The sequence below is a fragment of the Streptomyces sp. NRRL F-6676 genome (assembly GCF_000725625.1).
GTDB lineage: Bacteria > Actinomycetota > Actinomycetes > Streptomycetales > Streptomycetaceae > Streptomyces.
In genome coordinates this window covers 59,833-82,258 of the sequence record NZ_JOHS01000008.1, presented here as the reverse complement: position 1 = coordinate 82,258, position 22,426 = coordinate 59,833, and the positions used below count along the sequence as shown (strand labels likewise).

The 22,426-nt window shown below is 74.4% G+C and carries 15 protein-coding genes; 5 read left to right on the top strand and 10 right to left on the bottom strand.

Translation table 11 applies throughout. The features are described 5' to 3' along the window. Positions 1 to 15: 15 nt before the first annotated feature. The 4 genes from katG to IO29_RS07040 all read left to right on the top strand — a co-directional run bounded on the left by katG (position 16) and on the right by IO29_RS07040 (position 6,363). Positions 16 to 2,250, top strand: coding sequence for a catalase/peroxidase HPI (katG, locus tag IO29_RS07055; RefSeq protein WP_030377836.1), 2,235 nt, complete (start codon positions 16 to 18; stop codon positions 2,248 to 2,250). 176 nt (positions 2,251 to 2,426) lie between these two features. Next, the gene (locus IO29_RS07050; protein WP_030377835.1) at positions 2,427 to 3,830 is read left to right on the top strand and encodes a hypothetical protein; all 1,404 of its coding nucleotides are present in this window, start codon (positions 2,427 to 2,429) and stop codon (positions 3,828 to 3,830) included. Between the two features lie 68 nt (positions 3,831 to 3,898). Continuing rightward, positions 3,899 to 5,128 (top strand): AAA family ATPase, encoded by a 1,230-nt coding sequence (locus tag IO29_RS07045; protein ID WP_030377834.1) that lies wholly within the window; start codon positions 3,899 to 3,901, stop codon positions 5,126 to 5,128. Beyond that, positions 5,125 to 6,363, top strand: coding sequence for a vWA domain-containing protein (locus tag IO29_RS07040; RefSeq protein WP_030377833.1), 1,239 nt, complete (start codon positions 5,125 to 5,127; stop codon positions 6,361 to 6,363). Before IO29_RS07045 ends, IO29_RS07040 begins: the two co-directional genes overlap by 4 nt. Positions 6,364 to 6,591: 228 nt before the next feature. On the opposite strand, the gene narI is transcribed toward IO29_RS07040, so the two are convergent. The 6 genes from narI to IO29_RS07010 all read right to left on the bottom strand — a co-directional run bounded on the left by narI (position 6,592) and on the right by IO29_RS07010 (position 15,468). Further along, positions 6,592 to 7,374: a respiratory nitrate reductase subunit gamma gene (gene narI / locus IO29_RS07035; RefSeq protein WP_030377832.1), complete on the bottom strand. Its 783-nt coding sequence runs from the start codon at positions 7,372 to 7,374 to the stop codon at positions 6,592 to 6,594. Beyond that, on the bottom strand, positions 7,371 to 8,039 hold the full coding sequence (gene narJ / locus IO29_RS07030) for a nitrate reductase molybdenum cofactor assembly chaperone (RefSeq protein ID WP_030377831.1): 669 nt from the start codon (positions 8,037 to 8,039) through the stop codon (positions 7,371 to 7,373). Before narJ ends, narI begins: the two co-directional genes overlap by 4 nt. Next, positions 8,036 to 9,760, bottom strand: a complete 1,725-nt coding sequence (gene narH, locus IO29_RS07025) for a nitrate reductase subunit beta (RefSeq protein WP_030377830.1) — start codon at positions 9,758 to 9,760, stop codon at positions 8,036 to 8,038. Before narH ends, narJ begins: the two co-directional genes overlap by 4 nt. Next, positions 9,760 to 13,464, bottom strand: coding sequence for a nitrate reductase subunit alpha (locus tag IO29_RS07020; protein WP_199806848.1), 3,705 nt, complete (start codon positions 13,462 to 13,464; stop codon positions 9,760 to 9,762). Before IO29_RS07020 ends, narH begins: the two co-directional genes overlap by 1 nt. Positions 13,465 to 13,715: 251 nt before the next feature. Then, complete coding sequence (locus tag IO29_RS07015; protein WP_030377828.1) at positions 13,716 to 14,189, bottom strand: hemerythrin domain-containing protein; 474 nt, start codon at positions 14,187 to 14,189, stop codon at positions 13,716 to 13,718. A gap of 82 nt (positions 14,190 to 14,271) precedes the next feature. After that, complete coding sequence (locus IO29_RS07010) at positions 14,272 to 15,468, bottom strand: MFS transporter (RefSeq protein ID WP_199806847.1); 1,197 nt, start codon at positions 15,466 to 15,468, stop codon at positions 14,272 to 14,274. Between the two features lie 379 nt (positions 15,469 to 15,847). Between IO29_RS07010 and IO29_RS07005 the strand changes: the two genes are divergently transcribed. After that, the gene (locus IO29_RS07005) at positions 15,848 to 16,270 is read left to right on the top strand and encodes a pyridoxamine 5'-phosphate oxidase family protein (RefSeq protein WP_030377826.1); all 423 of its coding nucleotides are present in this window, start codon (positions 15,848 to 15,850) and stop codon (positions 16,268 to 16,270) included. Positions 16,271 to 16,378: 108 nt separating this feature from the next. Here the strand turns inward: IO29_RS07005 and IO29_RS07000 are convergent, their stop codons facing one another. The 4 genes from IO29_RS07000 to IO29_RS06980 are packed head-to-tail and all read right to left on the bottom strand — an operon-like array spanning position 16,379 to position 22,175. After that, positions 16,379 to 17,443 (bottom strand): Acg family FMN-binding oxidoreductase, encoded by a 1,065-nt coding sequence (locus IO29_RS07000; RefSeq protein ID WP_051707356.1) that lies wholly within the window; start codon positions 17,441 to 17,443, stop codon positions 16,379 to 16,381. Positions 17,444 to 17,500: 57 nt separating this feature from the next. After that, a complete protein-coding gene (locus IO29_RS06995) occupies positions 17,501 to 17,953 on the bottom strand; it encodes a hypothetical protein (RefSeq protein WP_030377824.1) in 453 nt (150 codons plus the stop codon). Further along, positions 17,953 to 20,928 carry a multicopper oxidase domain-containing protein gene (locus IO29_RS06990; RefSeq protein ID WP_158709290.1) on the bottom strand — a complete coding sequence of 992 codons (2,976 nt, stop codon included), beginning with the start codon at positions 20,926 to 20,928 and terminating at the stop codon, positions 17,953 to 17,955. Before IO29_RS06990 ends, IO29_RS06995 begins: the two co-directional genes overlap by 1 nt. After that, the gene (locus IO29_RS06980) at positions 20,925 to 22,175 is read right to left on the bottom strand and encodes a TIGR04053 family radical SAM/SPASM domain-containing protein (RefSeq protein ID WP_234307397.1); all 1,251 of its coding nucleotides are present in this window, start codon (positions 22,173 to 22,175) and stop codon (positions 20,925 to 20,927) included. Before IO29_RS06980 ends, IO29_RS06990 begins: the two co-directional genes overlap by 4 nt. Positions 22,176 to 22,426: the final 251 nt, after the last annotated feature.

Genomic DNA, 22,426 nt, shown 5'->3' with positions numbered 1-22,426 from the left:
CTCGGAAGGATTTGCATGTCTGAGAACCACGACGCGATCGTCACGGACCCGAAGACGGAGGGCGAGAGCGGCGGCTGCCCGGTCGCGCACACACGCGCCCCGCACCCCACCCAGGGCGGTGGCAACCGCCAGTGGTGGCCCGAGCGCCTCAACCTGAAGGTGCTCGCCAAGAACCCCGCCGTGGGCAACCCGATGGGCGAGGACTTCGACTACGCCGAGGCGTTCAAGAGCCTCGACCTGCCCGCCGTGAAGCGGGACATCGCCGAGGTGCTGACCACCTCGCAGGACTGGTGGCCCGCCGACTTCGGCAACTACGGTCCGCTCATCATCCGCATGGCCTGGCACAGCGCCGGCACCTACCGGATCAGCGACGGCCGCGGCGGCGCCGGCTCCGGCCAGCAGCGCTTCGCCCCGCTCAACAGCTGGCCGGACAACGCCAACCTGGACAAGGCCCGCCGGCTGCTGTGGCCGGTGAAGAAGAAGTACGGCAAGAACCTGTCCTGGGCCGACCTGCTGATCCTCTCCGGCAACGTGGCCCTGGAGTCCATGGGCTTCACCACGTTCGGCTTCGCCGGCGGCCGCGCGGACGTGTGGGAGGCCGAGGAGGACGTGTACTGGGGTCCCGAGACCACCTGGCTCGGCGACGAGCGTTACACCGGTGACCGCGACCTGGAGAGCCCGCTCGGCGCCGTCCAGATGGGCCTCATCTACGTCAACCCCGAGGGCCCCAACGGCAACCCGGACCCGATCGCCTCGGCCTGCGACATCCGCGAGACGTTCCGCCGGATGGCGATGAACGACGAGGAGACCGTCGCCCTGATCGCGGGCGGCCACACCTTCGGCAAGACCCACGGCGCCGGCCCCGCCGACAACGTGGGCGCCGACCCCGAGGCCGCCGGCTTCGAGGAGATGGGCCTGGGCTGGAAGAACTCCTTCGGCTCCGGCAAGGGCGGCGACACCATCACCAGCGGTCTCGAGGTGACCTGGACCAACACCCCGACGACCTGGGACAACAGCTTCTTCGAGATCCTCTTCGGCTACGAGTGGGAGCTGTTCAAGAGCCCCGCGGGCGCCAACCAGTGGCGCCCGAAGGACAACGCCGGGGCCGGCACCGTCCCCGACGCGCACGACCCGTCCAAGAGCCACCAGCCGACGATGCTGACGACCGACCTCGCGCTGCGGTTCGACCCGGTCTACGGCCCGATCTCGCGCCGGTTCAAGGACAACCCGGACGAGTTCGCGGACGCCTTCGCGCGCGCCTGGTTCAAGCTGACCCACCGTGACATGGGCCCGAAGTCGCTCTACCTCGGCCCGGAGGTCCCCGAGGAGACGCTGATCTGGCAGGACCCGCTGCCGGAGCGGACCCACGAGCTGATCGACGCCGCCGACGTAGCCGCCCTCAAGGAGCGCATCCTCGCCTCGGAGCTGTCGGTGGCCGAGCTGGTGTCCACCGCGTGGGCCTCGGCGTCCACCTTCCGCGGCACCGACAAGCGCGGCGGCGCCGACGGCGCGCGCATCCGTCTGGAGCCGCAGCGCGGCTGGGAGGTCAACGACCCGGAGCGCCTGGCGACGGTCCTGCGCGTCCTGGAGGGCGTCCAGGAGTCCTTCAACTCGGCGCAGACCGGCGGCAAGCAGGTCTCGCTGGCCGACCTGATCGTGCTGGGCGGCGCCGCGGCCGTCGAGCGGGCGGCCAAGGAGGCCGGCTTCGAGATCGAGGTGCCGTTCACGCCGGGCCGGGTGGACGCCACGCAGGAGCAGACGGACGCGGAGTCGTTCGCGGCGCTCGAGCCGGCCGCCGACGGCTTCCGCAACTACTACGGCAAGGGCAACCGGCTCCCCGCCGAGTTCCTCCTCGTCGACCGGGCCAACCTGCTGACCCTGAGCGCCCCGGAGATGACCGTCCTCGTCGGTGGTCTGCGTGTCCTCGGCGCCAACCACCAGCAGTCGCAGCTCGGCGTGCTCACCACCACGCCCGGCGCGCTGACCAACGACTTCTTCGTCAACCTGCTCGACATGGGCACGGTGTGGAAGTCGACCTCCGCGGACCAGACCACGTTCGAGGGCCGTGACGCGGCCACCGGCGAGATCAAGTGGGCCGGCAGCCGTGCCGACCTGGTCTTCGGGTCCAACTCCGAGCTGCGCGCGCTCGCGGAGGTCTACGCGAGCGACGACGCGAAGGAGAAGTTCGTGCGCGACTTCGTCGCGGCCTGGGACAAGGTCATGAACCTCGACCGGTTCGACCTGGCCTGATCCCGGCGTGCGGGCCGGCCGGCGTGTTGCGCCGGCCGGCCCGCACGGCTGTTTCCCGCGAGGTACGCGGCGGGAAAACCCCGATGACACCTCGCATCCGGCGGCGTTATGCTCCCGGCGATGACCACGAACTCCCTGCACAGATTGGGGGTCCCGTCCGCGCAAGGTGAGAGCTGATGGCCACTCACCCCGCGCCCGGGAATCCCCGCCTCTCCCTCTGGCGGCGCGTACGCGAGTACGCCGTACCGCCCTCCATGATCGAGACCGCGACCGCGCGCCGCCGTGCCGGTGACTGGGCCGGAGCGTGTGCCGCCGCGGGCGTCGACGTCGATCTCGACCTGCGCGCCGTGGCCCGCGCCCACGGCCGTGACCTCGCGGCCCGCGTCCGGGACGATCTGCGCCACCTCGCCCCCGACCTGCTGCGCTGGCACCTGCCGAGGATCGCCCCCGACGGGCTCCTGCGTCCCGGGCTCACCCTCGCACTGGCCCGCTACGACACCCCGGGCCCCGCCGGCCCGGCCCCACCGCACCTCGTGGTGCGGACCCCGCCCGCGTGGGCGGACGGCGGCCAGCGGATCGGCCTCGCGCTGTGGGACGGGACCCCCGCCCCGGTGGACGCCCCGCACCATCCGCACCCCCGGCCCAGCCGGCGGTTCCGGCTGGACCTGCACCGTCATCTGTGGGACGCCCGCAGGGCCGGGGAGCTGCGGGAGCGGTCCGGGGCCGGCCGGCCGCCGGACGAGGAGGTGCCCGGGCCGCCGCGGCCGGTGCCGGACGGCCGCCGCTGTGCCGTCGGCCGGTGGGCGGCCGAGGCGGGGCTCCTGCTCGCCGCCGAGGGCCGCGGCTCCGGCGCCGTCCTCGTACGGCTCGGGGGCCGGCGGCGGCTGCTCCTGGACGTCGTCACCGACGGCCCGTCCGCCCCGCGCCTCGCGGCGGTGACGGTCCCGGCGGACGGCGGCGGCTCCTCCGTGCTGCCCGTGCTGCCCGACGCGGCGACCTGGGTGCCGCCCGATCTGGAGCTGCTGCGGGCCGGTGAACTCACCGCCGGCCGGCTGCATCCACTGGTCGCCGCGGCCCTCGCACCGGACCGTGCTCCGGACGCCGGGCACGAGCGGCGGGCGCCCGCGAGCGCGATCCACATCGTGCCGTGCCGGGGCGCCCGGCACCGGATCGGTCCGGTCGACGGCGTCCTGGCACCGCTGGACCACACCCCGGAGGAGATCCGCCGGGAGGAGCTGCTGGCCGCCCTGACCGGCGAACCGCTGCCCTGTCTGCGGGTCGTCGACGCGTTCCACCGCCGTCCGGACTGCTTCCCCGGCGTCCTCGAACGCCTGAACCACGGTGACATCACTGGTGCGCTCGCCGTCGTGGAGGGCCTGCTGGGGCCCGGGGCGGTGCTGCGCGACGGGCCGTTGCGGGACGCGCTGGAGAACGCCGCACGGCGCCGGATCGCGCACGGGTTGTACCGGGCGGGCCTGGCGGACCCCGGACCCGGCCGCTTCCGCGCGGTCGCCGGCTCCGGACGCGGCCGGCGCTGGCGCCCACGTACGGACGCGCCTGTCACGAAGACCTTCTACTGAGCCCGGGCCGGCCACGAGCCGTGCCCCACCCTGCCTCCACCCGCCACGAACCCCCAGGTGATGCCCATATGACCACGCATGCCCCCGTGTCCCGACTCGACGTCGCCGCCGACCTGTCGGCCCTGCTGCGCGACACCACCACCGAACCGCGCCCCGACGTCCAGCTGGAGGCCCTGACCCTGGCCGTCGCCGCCGATCTGCCCGTCCTGCTGTGGGGCGAGCCCGGGATCGGCAAGACGGCCGCCCTGACCCAGCTCGCCGCCGCCCTCGATCTGCCGCTCACCACGGTCATCGCCAGCGTGCACGAGCCGTCCGACTTCTCCGGGCTGCCCGTCGTCGGCGACGACCCCGCCACGCAGGGCGTGCCGATGGCCCCGCCGGACTGGGCGGTGCGCCTGGTGCGGGCCGGGCGGGGGCTGCTGTTCCTGGACGAGCTGTCCACCGCGCCGCCCGCCGTCCAGGCCGCGCTGCTCCGGCTGGTGCTGGAGCGGCGGGTCGGCGCGCTGCGGCTGCCGCCCGGGGTGCGGATCGTGGCCGCCGCCAACCCGCGCTCCTCGGCGGCCGACGGCTGGGAGCTGAGCCCGCCGCTGGCCAACCGGTTCGTGCATCTGCAATGGGTCCACGACCACGAGGTGGTGGTCCGGGGACTCGGCGGCATCTGGCCCCGGGCGACCCTGCCCCGGCTCGACCCGGCGGCGCTGCCCGACGCCGTGGCCTTCGCGCGGCGTGTGGTGTGCGGGTTCCTCGACGCCCGCCCCACGCTGGTGCACCGGCTGCCCTCCGGCGAGAGTCGCCGGGGCGGTGCCTGGCCCTCACCCCGCAGCTGGGAGACGGCGCTGTCCCTGCTCGCCTTCGCCACCGCGGCCGGTTCGTCCCGCGAGGTGCTGTCGCTGCTGGTGCGCGGCACGGTGGGCGACGGTCCCGGGCTGGAACTCCTGGCCTGGCTGGACCGGATGGACCTGCCCGATCCCGAGACCCTGCTCGCCGACCCGGCCGCCGCCGGCCTGCCCGAGCGGGGCGATCTGCGGCAGGCCGCGCTGGACGCGGTGGTGGCCGCCGTCCGGGCCCGACCGGAGCGGGCCCGCTGGGACGCGGCCTGGGCGGTGCTGGCGCGGGCGGCGGAGACCGGGGCGCCGGACGTGGTGGTGGTCCCGGCGACGACGCTCGCCTCGCTCCGCCGCGAGGACTGGGACGTGCCCACCTCCGTCGAACGGCTCACCGGAACGGTGGCCCTCGCCCGGCGCGCGGACCGGGCGGCGGCCCGGACGGCGGCGAAGGCCGCGAAGGCCGCCCGATGAGCGGGCCCGACGCTCCCGGGGAACTGGACCTCGACAAGCTGTTCGCCGCCCGGCTGCACGCCGCCCGGGTCCGGCCCTATCTCGCGGCGGCGCTGTTCGCGCTGCATCCCGTGGCGTCCCGCCGGGTGCCGACGATGGCCGTCGACCGGCACTGGCGTGTCTACGTCGCTCCCGCGTTCGTGGACGCGATGCCGGTGGAGGAGCTGGCCGGGGTGTGGGTGCACGAGGTGACGCACCTGCTGCGCGACCACCACGGCCGCAGCGACCGCGTCGCCCGTGAGCGCGGGCTGACCGGGCCGGCGGAGCGGCTGCGCATGAACATCGCGGCGGACTGCGAGATCAACGACGACGTGTTCGGCGAGGGGCTGCTCCGGCCGGCCGGAGCCGTGCTGCCCGCGACCCTCGATCTGCCCGCGGGCAAGCTGATGGAGGAGTATCTGCACTGGTTCCGGCTGGGGCCGCGGACCCAGGACTGGGCCTGGCTGGACTGCGGCAGCGGCGCCGACGGGCTGGACCGGGAGTGGGATCTGGGGCCGGACGGCGCGCACGGCCTGAACGCCCAGGAGCGGGACGCGGTGCGGTTCCGGGTGGCGCGGGGCATCGACGGCCGCCCCGGGGACGTCCCCGGGGGGTGGCGGCGGTGGGCGGAGGAGGCGTTCCATCCGCCGCAGCCGTGGCGGGAGTTGCTGGGTGCGGCGGTGCGCTCGGCGGTCTCCGCGCCCGGTGCCGCCGAGGACTACAGCTACGGCCGGCCCTCGCGGCGCTCGGCCGCGGTGCCGGGCGCCGTACTGCCGAGTCTGCGGCGCAGGCCGCCGCATGTGTCGGTGGTGATCGACACCTCCGGGTCGGTCAGCGACACCGAACTGGGCAGTGCGCTCCTCGAGGTGGCGGCGATCTCCCGGGCCGTGGGCGGCCGCCGGGACCTGGTGAGCGTGGTGTCGTGCGACGCGGCGGCGCGGGCCGTGCACTCGCTGTGCCGGGCGGAGGGCATCGCGCTGGTGGGCGGCGGGGGCACGGATCTGCGGGCGGGCTTCGCCAGGGCGTTGCGGGCGCGGCCCCGGCCGGACGTGGTGGTGGCCCTCACCGACGGCCAGACCCCCTGGCCGAGCACGCGGCCGCCCTGCCGGACGGTGGTCGGCCTCTTCCCGCGGACCGGGTACTCCTACGACGAGGACGACCCGGACTACGTGCCGGACCTGCCGCCGGCGTGGGCCCGCGTGGTGGAGATCGGGTGAGTTTTCCTCGCCCCCGCCGCCCCTACCCTTCCCATCCCTTCAAGGGGCTCCGCCCCTTGGACCCCGGGAGTGCGTTGTCGGCCGACCGCCGGTGGGGCTTCTCGCGCAGTTCCCCGCGCCCCTAAAAGCAGAGGGCGCCCCCTGGCTTTCAAGGGGCGCGCGGAACTGCGCGACCAGCCACGACGCACCCGCACGCACCCACACACCGCCACCACCCCCTCGGCGCGTTCAGCCGACGCGTTCCCAGCCCCGGCGGGGTGGCCGGTTGCCGAGGCGGTCGTCGCGGCTGCGGTAGACGATGTAGGGGCGGGTGAGGTAGCCGAGGGGGGCGGTGAGCATGTGGACGAGGCGGGTGAAGGGCCAGAAGGCGAAGAGGAACAGGGCGCTGATCGCGTGCAGTTGGAACAGCAGCGGCACGCCGGTCATCAGATCCGGGTCCGGCTCGCCGTAGGAGAGCGCGCGGAACCAGGGGGAGATGGTGTTCCGGTAGTTGTAGCCGCTGCCGACGATATTGGCGACGACGGTCGCGGACAGGCCGAGCGCGATGGTCAGCGTGAGCGAGACGTACATCGCCTTGTCGTTGCGGGTGGTGGCGGAGAACACCGGCCCGACGGTGCGCCGCCGGTAGAGCAGCAGGGCGAGCCCGCCCAGGGTGCACCCCCCGGCGATCGTGCCGAGGACGACGGCGGCCACGTGGTAGGTGTGCTCACTGATCCCGGCCGCTTCGGTCCAGCTCTCGGGGATGAGCAGTCCGCCGATGTGGCCGAGCAGGACGACCAGGATGCCGAAGTGGAACAGGGGGCTGCCGATGCGCAGCAGCCTGCTCTCGTAGAGCTGGGAGGAGCGGGTGGTCCAGCCGAACTTGTCGTAGCGGTAGCGCCAGATGTGGCCCAGGACGAAGAAGGCCAGGCTGAGGTAGGGCAGGATCACCCACAGGAAGACGCCGCCCGGTCCGGCCTCGGCGGCGGTGGCCGGGTGCGCCGTGGCGAGGGCGTGCGGGGGTGCGGTCATCGCGGGCCTCCTGCGGGGTCGGGCATGAACTGCGGGGGCGTGTACGGGGCGAGCCCGACCTCTTCCCCGGGCGGCCCTTCGGCGGCGAGCCGGGCGACGGCCTCCTCCTCGTCGCCCTTGAGCGGCGGCAGCGTGGCGGAGACGGACTGGAGCAGTGGGGCCCAGGGCGAGTCCTCGGCGCGCAGGGCGAGGCGCAGGAGTTCGAGTCCGGCGCGGTGTGCGGTGAGCAGCCGGTGCCCGGCGGGCGGGTCGACGCCCGCGAACTCCAGGACGACGGCGAGGTGGTCGGGGAGTTCGTCCTCGACGGGCCGCAGTCCGGCGGCGGCGTAGGCCTGTTTGAGCCGGAGCAGGGCGATGCCGCGCTTGCGGGTGTCGCCGTGGGCGTAGTAGGTGAGGTAGGGGCAGCAGCGTTTGCGGTGGTCGAAGGTGGCGACGTAGGCGACGGCCAGGTCCTCGGCCGGGGTGCGCCCGGCGTGCGCGGTGAAGGCGAGCAGGGGGTCGCGGACGGGGCCCGGCAGGGCGGGGGCGGCGCGGCGGGCGAGGTCCAGGTGCCCGGCGAAGTCCCCGTCGGGATAGCCGAGCAGCAGCGACTGCGCCTGCCAGGCCCAGGGGTGCCAGGGCTCGGTGCGGGTGGTGGGCCGCAGCCCGCGCTTCGTGGTCCTCATGGCTTCGGCTCGACCTCCCCGCCGTCGTCCCCGCCCGGGTCGCCGCCGGATTCCGGTGGCGGGAACAGACCCGGTGGTGAGCCCTTGCCGTCCCAGTTCAGGAGGTTGACGCGGGTGCCCCTGCCGGCGGGCGCTGCCGGGGTGTCGGAGGTCTGGCGGTCGCGCAGGGCCCGGTAGTTCTCCACGGCGATGGGTGCCGCGCCCCCGGAGGTCTCGCCGAAGGGCCCGGAGCCTCCCGTGCCGGGGCCTCCCTCGTAGTCGAGGCTGCATTCGGTGGCCAGCTCCTCCAGGGAGTGGGCCTGTTCGGCGTGGGCGGGCGGGATGACGTACCGCTCGTCGTACTTGGCGAGTGCCAGCAGCCGGTACATGTCGTACATCTGCTCCTCGCCCATGCCGACCCGCTCGGGGATGGCGGGGTCGGGCTCGCGGCCGAGGTTGATGTCGCGCATGTAGGCGCGCATGGCGGCCAGCCGGCGCAGCACGGCGTCGACCGGGGCGGGGTCCCCGGCGGTGAACAGCTGGGCGAGGTAGTCGACGGGGATGCGCAGGGCGTCGACGGCGGCGAAGAGGTTGCGGTGGTCCTCGGCGTCCTGTCCGGTCTCGCGCACGGCGTCGACGACCGGGGAGAGCGGGGGCACGTACCAGACCATCGGCATGGTGCGGTACTCCGGGTGCAGGGGCAGCGCCACCTTGTAGGTGTTGATCAGGGCGTGCACCGGGGAGCGCCGGGCGGCCTCGATCCAGTCGCGCGGGATGCCGTCCCGCTCGGCGGCGGCGATCACGTCGGGGTCGTCCGGGTCGAGGAGGACGGAGCGCTGGGCCTCGTAGAGGTCGGTGTCCTCGGGGGTGGTGGCGGCCTCCAGGACGCGGTCGGCGTCGTAGAGGACGAGGCCGATGTAGCGCAGCCGGCCGACACAGGTCTCGGAGCAGACGGTGGGCAGGCCGACCTCGACGCGGGGGAAGCAGAAGGTGCACTTCTCGGCCTTGCCGGTGCGGTGGTTGAAGTAGACCTTCTTGTACGGGCACCCGGTGACGCACATCCGCCAGCCCCGGCAGCGGTCCTGGTCGACGAGGACGATGCCGTCCTCCTCGCGCTTGTAGATCGCGCCGGAGGGGCAGGAGGCCGCGCAGGAGGGGTTGAGGCAGTGCTCGCAGATGCGCGGCAGATAGAACATGAACGTCTCTTCGAACTCCAGCCTGATCTTCTCGGAGATCCGGCCGAGGACGACGTCCTGCTCGCCGTGCTGTGCCGAACCGCCCAGGTCGTCGTCCCAGTTGGCGGACCACTTGATGCTCATGTCCTTGCCGGTGATGAGCGACTTGGGGCGGGCGACGGGGGTGTGTTCCTGAAGCGGGGCGTTGGTGAGCGTCTCGTAGTCGTAGGTCCAGGGCTGGTAGTAGTCGTCCAGGGTGGGCAGGACGGGGTTGGAGAAGATGGTGATCAGCTTCTTGAACCGGCCGCCGGCCTTCAGCGCAAGTCGGCCCCGCTTGTTGAGCTCCCAGCCGCCGCGCCAGCGCTCCTGGTCCTCGTAGCGGCGCGGGTAGCCCTGGCCGGGGCGGGTCTCCACGTTGTTGAACCACACGTACTCGACGCCGGTGCGGTTGGTCCACGCCTGTTTGCAGGTGACCGAGCAGGTGTGGCAGCCGATGCACTTGTCGAGGTTCATCACCATCGCCATCTGGGCCATCACGCGTCCGACGGCGGCTTCGCCACGGGCCATCAGTACGTCACCTCCTGGTTCGCGCGGCGGCGGATGACGGTGACCTCGTCGCGCTGGTTGCCGGTCGGGCCGAGGTAGTTGAAGGCGTAGGTGAGCTGGGCGTAGCCGCCGATGAGGTGGCTGGGCTTGACCAGCAGCCGGGTGAGGGAGTTGTGGATGCCGCCGCGGCGGCCGGTGGTCTCGGTGCGGGGCACGTCGATCAGCCGGTCCTGTGCGTGGTACATGTACACCGTGCCCTCGGGCATCCGGTGCGAGACGATCGCGCGGGCGGCGACGACCCCGTTGCGGTTGACCGCCTCGATCCAGTCGTTGTCGCGCACGCCGGCCCTGGCCGCGTCCTGGACGCTCATCCAAATGGTGGGCCCGCCCCGGGACAGCGACAGCATGAACAGGTTGTCCTGGTACTCGGAGTGGATGGACCACTTGTTGTGCGGGGTGAGGTAGCGCACGGTCACACCGAATTCGCCCGTCTTCCCCAGCCGTGGTTCGCCGAACAGCGCGTGCATGTTCAACGGGGGCCGGTAGACGGGGAGTTGTTCGCCGAGTGCGGCCATCCAGTCGTGGTCGAGGTAGAAGTGCTGGCGGCCGGTGAGAGTGTGCCAGGGCTTGCCGCGTTCGACGTTGACGGTGAACGGGGAGTAGCGGCGTCCGCCGGCCTCCGAACCCGACCACTCGGGGCTGGTGATGACCGGGACGGGGGCCGCCTGGGTGTCGGCGAAGGTGATCCGTTTGCCCTCGTGCTCGGCGGCCAGGTCGGCGAGCCGGGTGCCGGTGCGTGCCTCCAGGGTGTGGAACCCCTGGGTGGCGAGGTGTCCGTTGGTGGTGCCGGACAGGGCGAGGATCGTCTCGCAGGCGTGTACGTCGCGGGCGAGCGAGGGCCGGCCGTTCGCCGCTCCCCCGCGCACGGTGCCGTTCTTGTGCCGCAGGTACTCCAGTTCGCTGTCCAGCTCGAAGGTGACGCCCTTGGTGGTGGCGCCGAGGGTGTCGAGCAGCGGGCCGAGGGCGGTCATCTTCTCGCCGACGGCGGCGTAGTCGCGCTCGACGGTGATCAGTCTCGGCATGGTCCGGCCGGGCTCGGGGGCGCACTCCCCGGCCTTCCAGTCCCGTACCCGGCCGTGCGGGGTGGCCAGTTCGTCGGGGGTGTCGTGCAGCAGCGGGGCGGCGACGACGTCCTGGCGGACGCCGAGGTGGGTGGCGGCCAGCCGGCTGAACGCGCGGGCGAGCGTGACGAAGGCGTCCCAGTCGGTGCGGGTCTGCCAGGGCGGGGCGATCGCCGGGTTGAAGGCGTGTACGTAGGGGTGCATGTCGGTGCTGGAGAGGTCGTGCTTCTCGTACCAGGTGGCGGCGGGGAGCACCACGTCGGAGAAGACGGTGGTGCTGGTCATCCGGAAGTCCAGGGTGAGCAGCAGGTCGAGCTTGCCCGTCGGCGCCTCCTCCCGCCACACCACGTCCCGGGGCCGGGCGCCGGGCGGTGCCTCGGCGGCGCGGACGGAGTGGTCGGTGCCGAGGAGGTGTTTCAGGAAGTACTCGTTGCCCTTGGCGGAGGAGCCGAGGAGATTGGCCCGCCAGACGGTCAGTACGCGGGGGAAGTTCTCGGGGGCGTCCGGGTCCTCGCCCGCGAACCCCAGCCGCCCGGAGGTGAGTTCGTCCACGACGTGCTCGGCGACGGGGCGGCCGGCGGCCTCCGCCTCGTCGGCGAGGTCGAGCGGGTTGCGGTCGAAGGTGGGGTAGGAGGGCATCCAGCCCATCCGGGCGGAGGCGGCGATGACGTCGGCGGTGCTCCGCCCGGCGAAGGGACCGCCGAGTGTGGTGCAGTCCTGTCCCCCCGTCCCCGCCGCGGAGAGCGCGTCGGCGGAGAACGGGTCGTAGCGGAACTGGTCGCCGTGCAGGTACCAGTAGGCCGTCTGGATCATCTGCCGGGCCGGGCGGTTCCAGTCGGAGGCGGTGGCGAGCGCGGAGTACCCGGTGAGCGGGCGGACCTTCTCCTGGCCGACGTAGTGCGCCCAGCCGCCGCCGTTGACGCCCTGGCAGCCGGTGAGGGTGGTCAGGGTGAGGAAGGCGCGGTAGATGGTGTCGGAGTGGAACCAGTGGTTGGTCCCGGCGCCCATGACGATCATCGAACGGCCGCCGGACTCCTCGGCGTTGGCGGCGAACTCGCGGGCGATGCGGGCCGCCCGCTCCGCGTCCACGCCGGTGATCGCCGACTGCCAGGCGGGGGTGTACGGCTCCTCGGCGTCCTCGTACGACGTGGGCCAGCGGCCGGGCAGTCCCGGGCGGCCCACCCCGTACTGGGCGAGCAGCAGGTCGTACACCGTGGTCACCGGGCGCCCGGCGATCCGCCGTACCGGGACCCCGCGCCGCAGCAGGCCCGCGCCGCCGTCGGGGGCGTCGAAGCGGGGCAGCAGGACGGTGACCGGTGCCTCGCCGCCGCCGTCGGCCGACAGCAGCGGGTCGGTGTCGCCCAGGTCGAGGTTCCACTTGCCGGCGCCGCCCTCGCCGAACCGGTCGCCGAGGGTGCCGTTGGGCACCACCGGGTTGCCGTCGGCGTCGAGCAGCACCGTGCGGAACGCGGGGTGTTCGGCCCGGGCGTGGGTGCCGCCGAGGTCGGCGGCGGTGAGGAACTTCCCCGGCGCGTACGTGCCGGGCTCGCCGGCCACCTCGTCGAGGGCGACGAGGAACGGCAGGTCGGTGAAGCGCTTGACGTAATGCTCGAAGTACGGGGTGCGGCGGTCGACGAAGAACTCCTTGAGCACCACATGCCCCATGGCCATGGCGAGCGCCCCGTCGGTACCGGGCTGGGCGGGCAGCCACTCGTCGGCGAACTTCACGTTGTCGGCGTAGTCCGGGGAGACGGCGACGACCTTCTGGCCCCGGTAGCGGGCCTCGGCCATCCAGTGGGCGTCGGGGGTGCGGGTCACCGGGAGGTTGGAGCCCCACATGATCAGGTAGCCGGCGTCCCACCAGTCCCCCGACTCGGGCACGTCCGTCTGGTCGCCGAAGACCTGCGGCGAGGCCACCGGCAGATCGGCGTACCAGTCGTAGAAGGAGAGCATCACGCCGCCGAGCAGCGAGTAGAAGCGGGCGCCCGCCGCGTGCGACACCATCGACATCGCGGGGATCGGCGAGAAGCCGGCCAGCCGGTCGGGCCCGTACTCCTTGATGGTGTGCACATGCGCGGCGGCCACCATCTCCACCGCCTCGTCCCAACTCGCCCGCACCAGGCCGCCCTTGCCGCGCGCGCTCTTGTACGTGCGCGCCTTCTCCGGGTCGCCGGTGATCTCCGCCCAGGCCGCGACCGGGTCGCCGAGCCGGGCCTTCGCCTCCCGGTACATCCGCAGCAGCACGCCTCGTACGTACGGATAGCGGACCCGGGTGGGCGAGTAGGTGTACCAGGAGAAGGCGGCGCCGCGGGGGCAGCCGCGCGGCTCGTACTCCGGGCGGTCGGGGCCGACCGAGGGGTAGTCGGTCTGCTGGGCCTCCCAGGTGATGATGCCGTCCTTGACGTACACCTTCCACGAGCAGGAGCCGGTGCAGTTCACGCCGTGCGTGGAGCGCACCACCTTGTCGTGCGACCAGCGCTCCCGGTAGAAGTCGTCCGCCTGCCGGCCGCCCTTCTTGCGCAGGGTGCGCAGGTCCGGGGAGACCTCCGCCCGGGTGAAGTACCGGCGGGAGCGCACCAGCGCGTCCGTCAGTTCGCCGTCCAGTCCTGGTCGTGCCGTTCCGCTTCCGCGTTCCGATGCCGGATCGGTCTCCGTGGCCACCGCGCCGCTCCCTCCCGGGTCATCCCGTGGTCGCTCGCTCGTCGTGCTCGTCCCGGTGCTGATCCCCCGTCGCGCCACCCCTGGCCTACCGCGTATCGGGCGATCGACACATGCGACGTCAGAATTTCATCGGACGCACCTCCGTGCCGTCCGGCGCGGGCGCACCGGGCGGCACGGACGGAGCTACGGGCCGGTCAGGGCGACGGCTCGGGCAGCCGTGCGCCCACCCGGGCGCGTACCGCTTCGACGGCCTCCCACTGTTCGGTGCTCAGGAAGGCGAGGGCGGCGGGGAAGACGCCGTCCTGTTCCTTGAGGATGTGCGCGCGCAGCACGGCCAGGGCGTCGAGGAGACGGTCCGGCCAGGCGGGGTCCGCCGGGACGCCGGACGCGGCCTCGGCCAGCACCGCCTCGATCACGCGGTGTTCCTCCTCCAGCGCGGCGATCTTCTCGGGGAAGTCGTCGGCCAGGGCGGGGAACAGTCCGTTTTCCTCCACCTGGGTGTGCGGGGCGAGCACGGCGGCGATGTCGCGGGCCAGTTCGGCCGTGCGGGTGAGGTCGCCGTCGCGGTGGGCGTCCCGCACCAGGCCGATCATGTCCACCACCGTGTCGTGCTCGCGGGTGAGCCGGCCGATCGACTCCACCGCCTGGCAGCCGCAGTACTCGCACATGGCTCGTGCCCTCCTCGTCCGTCGCGTGCGTCGGGTGTCTCAGATGCGTCGCGTGTGGTTCTTCTCGTCCGCCGCGGGCCGCTCAGCGCGGCTGGGGCCGGGGCCGGGGTCGCGGGGCCCGGGTGGTGCGATGGGTGACGGCGGTGCGCACTCCGGTGCCGGTGAAGACGAGCGCCGCCGCGGCGACGACGCCCAGCAGGAGCAGGCCGAGCGCGTACGACCCGTAGGCGCCGTACAGCGAGCCCATCACCAGCGGCGGCAGGAAGCCGCCCAGGCCGCCCGCGGCGCCGACGATCCCGGTGACCGAGCCGACCCGCTCGGCCGGGGCCAGCAGGGCGACCAGCGCGAAGACCGCGCCGCTGCCCGCGCCGAGCGCGGCGGCCAGGGCGAGGAAGGCGAGCGTGCCGGTCGGGGACAGCGCGGGGGTGAGGGACTGGACGAGCGCGCCGGCGAGCACCGCGCCGAGCGACACGGTCAGCACCCGCACCGGGCCGAGCCGGTCCGACAGCCAGCCGCCCACCGGGCGCATCGCCACCGCCAGCAGCACGAAGCCGGCCATCCGGTTGGCCGCGTCGGCCTGGGCGAGCCCGTAGCCGGTCTTCAGATAGGTGGGCAGATAGACCGAGAAGGCGACGTAGCCGCCGAACGCCACCGCGTACAGGGCCGAGGCCTGCCAGGTCAGGGGCAGTGCGCAGGCGGCGGCGAGCCGGCGGCCCAGCGGCTCGGTCGGGACGGTCCGTCCGGGCGCGTCCCGCAGCAGCAGCGCGGCCAGTACGGCGTACGCGGCGAGGACGGCGGCGGTGAGCAGGAAGGGGTCGGCCATGCCGTGCGCGTCGACCAGCTTGACCGTGGTGAGCGCGCTGATCGCGGTGCCGCCCATGCCCATGCCGAAGACGCCGATGGCCAGACCGCGCCGCTCGGGCGGGAACCAGGCGTTGACGAAGGGCACGCCGACGGCGAACGCGGTACCGCCGATGCCGAGGAAGAAGCCGCCGGTCAGCAGGGCGGCGAGCGAGGAGTGGCCGGCCAGGCCCAGATAGAGGACCGGCACGATGGTCACCGCCGAGACCAGCGGGAACATCACCCGGCCGCCGTAGCGGTCGGTGAGCGCGCCGACCGGGACGCGGCCCAGCGAGCCGACCACGACCGGCACGGCCACCAGCAGCGACTGCTGGAAGGAGGACAGCTCCAGGCTGTCCTTGAGGCGCGGGCCGAGGGGGCTGAGCAGCGCCCAGGCCCAGAAGTTCACGGCGAAGCCGGCGGTGGCCAGCGCCAGCATCAGCCAGGCCCGCCCGGGCACGGACGCGGGCACGGCGTCCGGCTCCGGGGAGGTACCCGGCTCCGGGGAGGTGTCCTGCTCCGGGCTGTCGTTCTGCGTCCTCGACGGCTGAGGCATGCCGTCCGTCCCTTCGCTCACGCGGGTGTACGGCACCGGAGGGCGCCCGGGCCGCAGGGCCGCCGGTGCGGCAGCCCGGTGACCCGGTCCCACTGTCGGCGACGGGCCGCCCGCCCGGGGTGGGCCGAAGGGCCCCTCCCGGCGGGCGGACCGTCCCCCTCGACGGGACCGGGTGGCCCGTCCCGCGGGCCGGTGCCCCCGGCGGACGAATGGGGGCCGACCGGCCCTAACGCCCGGGGCGGGGGGCGGCGAGCATGGAGGGATGTTGCGATACGACGTCTTCCGCGCGATGGACCGCCAGGAGTGCCTGCGGCTGCTCGCCACGGTGCCGCTCGGCCGGGTCGTGTACACCCGGCAGGCGCTCCCCGCGGTGCTCCCGGTGAACTTCGTCCTGGACGCGGACTCCTCGGTGCTGCTGCGCACCTCGGCGGGGTCCGACCTGGTCCGGGCGGTCGACGGAGTCGTGGTGGCCTTCGAGGCGGACGAGTTCGACGCGGCGAGCCGCTCCGGCTGGAGCGTCGTCGTCACCGGGCCCGCCTCGGTGGTGACCGACCCGGCGGAACACGAGCGGCTGCTGCGCAGCGGGCCGCAGTCCTGGATGCCGATCCGGGAGGACGTCTTCATCCGCATCGAGTCCGCGATGGTCACCGGGCGTGAGCTGACAGACCTGCGCGGCACGGTCTGAGCGGCGCGGTCCGAGCGGCGCGGTCCGAGCGGCGCGGTCCGAGCGGCGCGGAGGCCGTCCCCGAACGCCGCGGCCGGCCCGCCCCTCCTCCACGCCCCGCTCCCGTTCCTACGGGACCGGGGTGTTGTCGTGTCCGGGAGCACAGCGGCCCTGCTCCTGCTCCTGCGCCTTCTCCTGCTCCTGCGCCTTCTCCTGCTGCTGCTCCCCGGCCGTGCGGACGGTGGCGCGGGGGGTGCGGCCGCCCTCCGGGCCGTAGCCGAAGCGGATCAGCAGCTGCGGGGCGCAGCGCTGCCGGTCGCCCGTCATCGCCGCCCGCAGGTCGGGCCACTCCATGGCCTGGTGCAGCATCGAGGTGCGCACCCCGTGCAAGGTGGCCACCAGCAGCGCGCGTTCCAGTGCCTGCCCGGCGCGCAGCCAGTCCTCCCGCCGGTCGTGCGGGGTCCACAACAGGGCGACCTGGGCGTGCCGTTCGAAGCGCAGGGCGGGCAGCCGCAGGGCGGGCAGCGGGCCGGTGAAGTCCCGCATCGGCATCCGTTCGGAGGCGTCCCGGGGGCCGAGGGAGGTGAGCGGGATGCCGTACGGGGCGCCCGCGTCCGGCGCGCTGACCCAGGCCCGGGTCTCGGCGGTACGAGCGGGGTCGGCGGCGTTGCGGTCCTCGGCGACGGCGGTCAGGCCGAGCAGCCGCCGGGTGCCGGCGAAGTCGGGCATGTCCAGGTGCGCGCCCTCGGCGCGGGCCGCGGCGGTCATCTCCGCGACGATGTGCTCCGGCACGGGCCGGCCGGTGAACGGCAGCCTGCTGGTGTGCCGGCGGGCGACGGCGTCGTACAACTGCCGGTACGCCGGCCGCGCGTCCGGCGCGGTCGCGCCCAGCCGGACGGTGGCGAGCAGATCGGGGTCGGCCGGGTCGGGCAGCAGGTGGACGAGGGGTTCCCAGCCGAAGCGGGCGGCGGCGACGCGGAGGTTGAAGACGGCGGCGCCGACGGAGAGGTGCTGCGCGCGCAGCCGGGGGTCGGTGTGCGGCAGGGCGCGCGCACGGTCCACCCTGACCTGGATCGTCCGGGTACCGGCATCCATGCCGAAGCGCCACGGCTGCGTGTTGTGAATCGACGGCGCGGCAATGGCGGAGTACAGCAACCGCTCCACCACGGCCGCGTCAACCTCGGGCATCCGCATGACGGTTCCTCTCAGGAGAACGCGCCCGCACTCCAAGGGGCGCGGGAAAACGCGCTGTCACGTCGCCGGCAGGGCCGTCGCCAGCAGGACCACCCCCAGCGATCCCACCAGCGACCCCACCGCCAGCGCCCGCGCCAGCTCCGGGCGCCCCCTCGCGTGCGCCCACCCGTGCACCGCCGCCGCCAACATCACCAGCCCGAACAGCCCCAGCTTCACCGCCAGTACCCGCCCGTACCCCGGCTCCCCGAGCGACGCCCACGTCACCCCCTTGTGCCAGGCCATCGCCCACCCCGACCCCAACTGCACCGGCAGGAACACCGCCCCCGTCAGCATCCCGAACCGCCGCCCCACCCGCGCCGCGAACCGCCCCCGCTCCTCCTCCCCCAGCATCCGCCGGGCCAACGGCAGCACCACGAGCGACAGCGCCAGTTGCCCGCCCACCCACATCACCGCCCCGGCCACGTGCAGAAACCGCACCACCTGCCACGGCCCGACCGCGTCCCCGCCCATCACCGCACCTCCACCACACCGTGCGCCCCCGCCTCCGCATGCCGCATGTCGTGATCGACGAGGGCGTAGTGCCCGGCCGCCGCGAACTCCGTCTCCACGAACCCACCCTGGGCGGCGGCCAGATCAAGCACCTGAGATCCACCGGAGCCGTCCTCGCCACCCGCCCGCAACGCATACGCCCCCTCCTTGTAGACGGTGTCGAACACGGCCCCCACCACATGGAAGGCGACCCCGTCGCTCGGCCCCGCCGCCACCACCCAGAACCGCACCCGCTCCCCCGCCCGCACCCGCAACGGCGCCTTCGCGTACTGCGCGGCGACCCCGTTGAACACCCACGCGTCCGGCGCGTCCGCCCGCATCTTCGCCACCTGCGCCGCACTCCCCGGCGTGCCCAGGTACAGCTCGGAGGAGACCAGTACGTACTCCCGGTCGACGGCGTCCAGCCCCGGCGGATCGACGATCACGGCGCCGTACATGCCGTTGCCCATGTGCTGGAGCATCGGCGCGGTGCCGCAGTGGTACAGCCATGCCCCGGCCCGCTCGGCCCGGAACCGGTACACGAGCCGCTCCCCCGGGTCGAGCGTGCGCATGGGCACGTCGGGCGAGAGCGCGCCGGCGTGGAAGTCGACGCCGTGGCCCATCGTGGTGTCGTCGTTGACGAGGGTGACCTCGAAGACGTCGCCGACCTTCCCGCGCAGGGTGGGCCCGGGCGCGGTCCCGCCGAAGGTCCACATCCGCTGCCGCACCCCGGGCGCGACCTCCACCGTCCGCTGCCGGACATGCAGTTCGACCTTGTGCGTGGTCGCGCCGGCCGCCGGGGCCAGGGCGGCGTCCCGGGCGTGCCACCCGGCGGAGAAGTCGGCGGAGAGGTCGGGCCCCGAGCCCCGCGAGGCGCTCGCGGAGTGGCCGTCGTGGCCGCCGGCGCTTCCGGCGGAGGCCCGCGTGCCGCCGGTGGCCACGATGTCCAGCGTCATCCCGGCGGCCCGGTGCCCCGGCACCGTGCACCATCCCGCGCGGTCGCCGGTGATCGTGCCGAGGTCGAGGGTGCGCGACTGTCCGTCGGCGAGCAGCGAGGTGGCGGGGCCGTCCTCGATCCTCAGATCGTGCCGCTGCGCGTCGCGGTTGGTGACCTCCAGACGCAGCGCGGTGCCCCGGGGAACCTCGATGCGGCTCGGGGTGACCCGCATGTCGTGCAGGGACACCGCCACCGTGCGGGTCCCGGCCGCGCCGCCGCCCGCGCCGGTGCCGGACGCCGTCGTCGTCGTACCGCCGCTCCCCGCCACGAACACGGCCAGGGCCGTGACGACGGCGGCCACCGCCGTGCCGATCAGCACGGGCGCCCGGGGCGGCCCCGCGGCGGCGGCCACCCGCCGGCCGAGCACCGCCAGCACGAGTCCGAGGAAGGCCAGCGCGGCGCCCGCGGCGAGTACGGTGCCCACCGTGGCGGCGGGCCCGGGCAGCGGCAGGACGAGCAGGGCGACGGCCACGTTCAGCGCGGCCAGTCGCACCCTCCGGCCCCGTTCCAGAACCGCCCGCGAACCCGCCCGCTCCCTGGGGCCGTTCGACAGCACGACCGGCAGCAGATACGTCAGCGCGCCGATCAGCACCTGGGCGACGAAACCGAGCAGCAACAGCGGAATCAGGGACTCGACACCCGTCTGGGCGTCGGCCGCCGCGTGGGTGGCGAAGAGCACCAGGTCGCGGACGATCCCGGCCGCCAGCCACACCGCCGACGCCGCCAGCGACCAGGCGGCGGCGGCCGAGACGGGTGTGCGCCCCCGCCGGACGGCGCCCGCCCACACCCGCACGGCGAGGGCGACACCGGTGGCGTAGGCGGCGAGCCCGGCGACGGTCACCGCGCGCCATGCGCCCGCCGGGACAGGACCCGCGTCCGGCAAGGCCGCCGGGCCCGCGAGCCCGGCCACGGCGAGCGCGAGTCCGCCCCCGGTGAGGGCCAGCACCCGGCGGGCCGTCCGGGTGGTGTCCTCGTGCATCCGGACGCCGAGGGTGGTGGGCCAGAGCATGAAGAGGGTGCCGAGGACGGGCAGTCCGATCCAGCCGAGCAGGGTGACGTGAATGTGCGCGAGCCGCAGCCCGGTGTGCCCGTCCGCGCCCACGGTCCCGGTGGCCAGCAGCCCGCCGAGGACCGTCCCGACGACGAGGGCGGCCGTGGCGGCCCGGTAGTAGGCGGCGACGGGCGCGAGCCGGCCGCCCAGCGCGCCCCGGCCGAGGCGGACCAGCACCACGAGGTGCGCGGTGGCGGCGGCGACCAGTCCCGCGCAGGCCGCCGTGATCAGCGCGGGCAGGTCGGCCCACACGCCGAGGAGCACCCCGGCGACGGACACGTTCACCCCGGCGAGGCGTACGGTGCTCCACCGCCGGTCGGGGAAGCGGGCGTGCAGCATCGCGACGGCGAAGTGCTCGCTCCACACCACGAGTGCGGTGGTGGCGGCGCCGAGCAGGAAGAGATGGACCGCCAGCCAGCGAGCCACCGGCAGGGTGTCCCGCTCGGTGGCCGCGAGCAACGCGAGTCCGGCCCACCCGGCGACGAGCAGATGCGCCCGCAGCTGCCGCGCCCGCATGTCCTGCCGCCCGGGCCAGCCGGCCCGACCGACCCGGCCGGCCCGGCCACCGGGGCTGCCAGGACCGCCGTGAGGACCGCCGGGGCTGTGAGGACCGCCGGGGCCTCCGGAGCCGCCATGACCCCCCGGCCCCCCGGAATCGCCCGGCCGGGTGGAGCCGCCCGACCCACCGCCGCCCGACCCTCCGGAACCGGCGGAGCCGCCACCGGAGGCACCCGGCTCGCCCGGCCCACCGGCACCACCGGCACCACTCGAACCTTCCGGACCACCGGAGCCGTCGGGGCCACCGATCCCTCCCCACTCCCCCAGCAGCGGCAGCACCCTGCGGCCGTCCGGCCGCGGCCCGCCCTCGCCCTCGCCCTCGCCCTCGCCCTCGCCCTCGCCCTCGCTCACGACGTCTCCTCTCCCCCCGGCGCCGTCCGCGCCTCCGTCCCGGACAACAGCACGGCCAGTTCCCCCTGGTGAGGGAACGAGCCCGGCACGTACCCGCACCACGGCTCCTCCGCGTACGGGTCGCCGGTCACGCCGTACGCGCGGGAGCGGGAGCCGCCGCAGACCCGGCGGAACTCGCAGGCGCCGCACCGGCCGCCGAGCCGGTCGGGGTCGCGCAGCCCGGTGAACAGCGCGGAGGTGCGGTAGATCTCGGTGAGCGGCCGTCGCCGCACATTGCCCGCGCCGAGCGGCAGGAACCCGCTGGGGTGCACCGTCCCGGTGTGCGAGACGAAGACGAAGCCGCGGCCGGCGTTGACGTCCAGCGGCGGCCGCCGGGCGCGGCGGCCCCCGTCGGCGAGGCCCAGTTCGGCCGTCCGCGCCCGCAACTGCCGGTACAGGGGCCCGAGTCCGAGCACCTGCTCGTGGTCCTCGCCCAGACCGGCGAGGACGCGGCGCTGGAGGGCGACGCGGCGGAAGTGGTGGGCCTCGGTGGTCTTGGCGGGCACGGTCAGGCCGACGTCGTACACGAAGTTCAGGACGTCCTCGGTCTCGGCGGGCGTCAGCGCGCCGAGTGCCGCGCCGCGTCCGGTCGGTACGAGGAAGAAGGCGCTCCACAGCATCGCGCCGTGGGTGCGCACGAGACGGACGACGTCCGGCAGGTCGTGCAGGTTGTGCCGGGTGACGGTGGTGTTGATCTGCACCTTCATGCCGAGCGCGCGGGCGGCGTCCCAGGCGTCGAGGGTCCAGCGGTAGACGCCGGGCACGCCCCGGAAGCCGTCGTGCAGTTCCGGGGTGGAGCCGTCCAGGCTGAGCGAGAGGCCGACCGCGCCGGCCTCGTGCACGGCCCGCAGCCGCTCGGCGGTCAGCGTCGGCGTGCCGGAGGGCGAGACGGCGACACGGACGCCCACCTCCGCGCCGTACGCGATGAGTTCGAGCAGATCGGGCCGCTGGAAGGGATCACCACCGGTGATCACGAACAACGGTGCCGGGCGGCCGAAGTCGGCGATCTCCCGCATCAGTTCCTTGGCGGCCCCGGTGTCCAGCTCGCGCGGATCCCGGTCCGGGACGGCCTCGGCACGGCAGTGCACGCAGGCCAGCGGACAGGCCCGGGTGGACTCCCAGATCACGAGGAACGGCCGCTCGCCCACGTCCTGCCGCGGCCGGCGCACGGCGGGTCCGCCGCCGGCCGCCGGAACGGCCGCGCTCACCGCCGCCCCCCGTGCGCCCGTCCGAGCCGGATGCCGTGGGTGTGTCCGGCCGCCCGGGTGTCAGGGCGGACGTGGCCGGCGGCCGGACGGTGACCGAGGTGGAGGGGGCGGCGGGACGGCCGCCGGGCGGGCCTCGGCCAGGGACGGGGGATGGGGCCGGGCCACCTGTGGGTGCGGTCGTACATTGCGCTGCCTCCGGTTCGGTCGGGGTCAGCCTGCACCTCGCGGGGTCCGCGCCCGGCCCGCCGAGG

Coding starts and splice junctions, on each gene's coding strand:
- katG (WP_030377836.1), top strand. CDS start 16: ATGTCTGAGAACCACGACGCGATCGTCACGGACCCGAAGACGGAGGGC.
- IO29_RS07050 (WP_030377835.1), top strand. CDS start 2,427: ATGGCCACTCACCCCGCGCCCGGGAATCCCCGCCTCTCCCTCTGGCGG.
- IO29_RS07045 (WP_030377834.1), top strand. CDS start 3,899: ATGACCACGCATGCCCCCGTGTCCCGACTCGACGTCGCCGCCGACCTG.
- IO29_RS07040 (WP_030377833.1), top strand. CDS start 5,125: ATGAGCGGGCCCGACGCTCCCGGGGAACTGGACCTCGACAAGCTGTTC.
- narI (WP_030377832.1), bottom strand. CDS start 7,374: ATGACCGCACCCCCGCACGCCCTCGCCACGGCGCACCCGGCCACCGCC.
- narJ (WP_030377831.1), bottom strand. CDS start 8,039: ATGAGGACCACGAAGCGCGGGCTGCGGCCCACCACCCGCACCGAGCCC.
- narH (WP_030377830.1), bottom strand. CDS start 9,760: ATGGCCCGTGGCGAAGCCGCCGTCGGACGCGTGATGGCCCAGATGGCG.
- IO29_RS07015 (WP_030377828.1), bottom strand. CDS start 14,189: ATGTGCGAGTACTGCGGCTGCCAGGCGGTGGAGTCGATCGGCCGGCTC.
- IO29_RS07010 (WP_199806847.1), bottom strand. CDS start 15,468: ATGCTGGCGCTGGCCACCGCCGGCTTCGCCGTGAACTTCTGGGCCTGG.
- IO29_RS07005 (WP_030377826.1), top strand. CDS start 15,848: ATGTTGCGATACGACGTCTTCCGCGCGATGGACCGCCAGGAGTGCCTG.
- IO29_RS07000 (WP_051707356.1), bottom strand. CDS start 17,443: ATGCGGATGCCCGAGGTTGACGCGGCCGTGGTGGAGCGGTTGCTGTAC.
- IO29_RS06995 (WP_030377824.1), bottom strand. CDS start 17,953: ATGGGCGGGGACGCGGTCGGGCCGTGGCAGGTGGTGCGGTTTCTGCAC.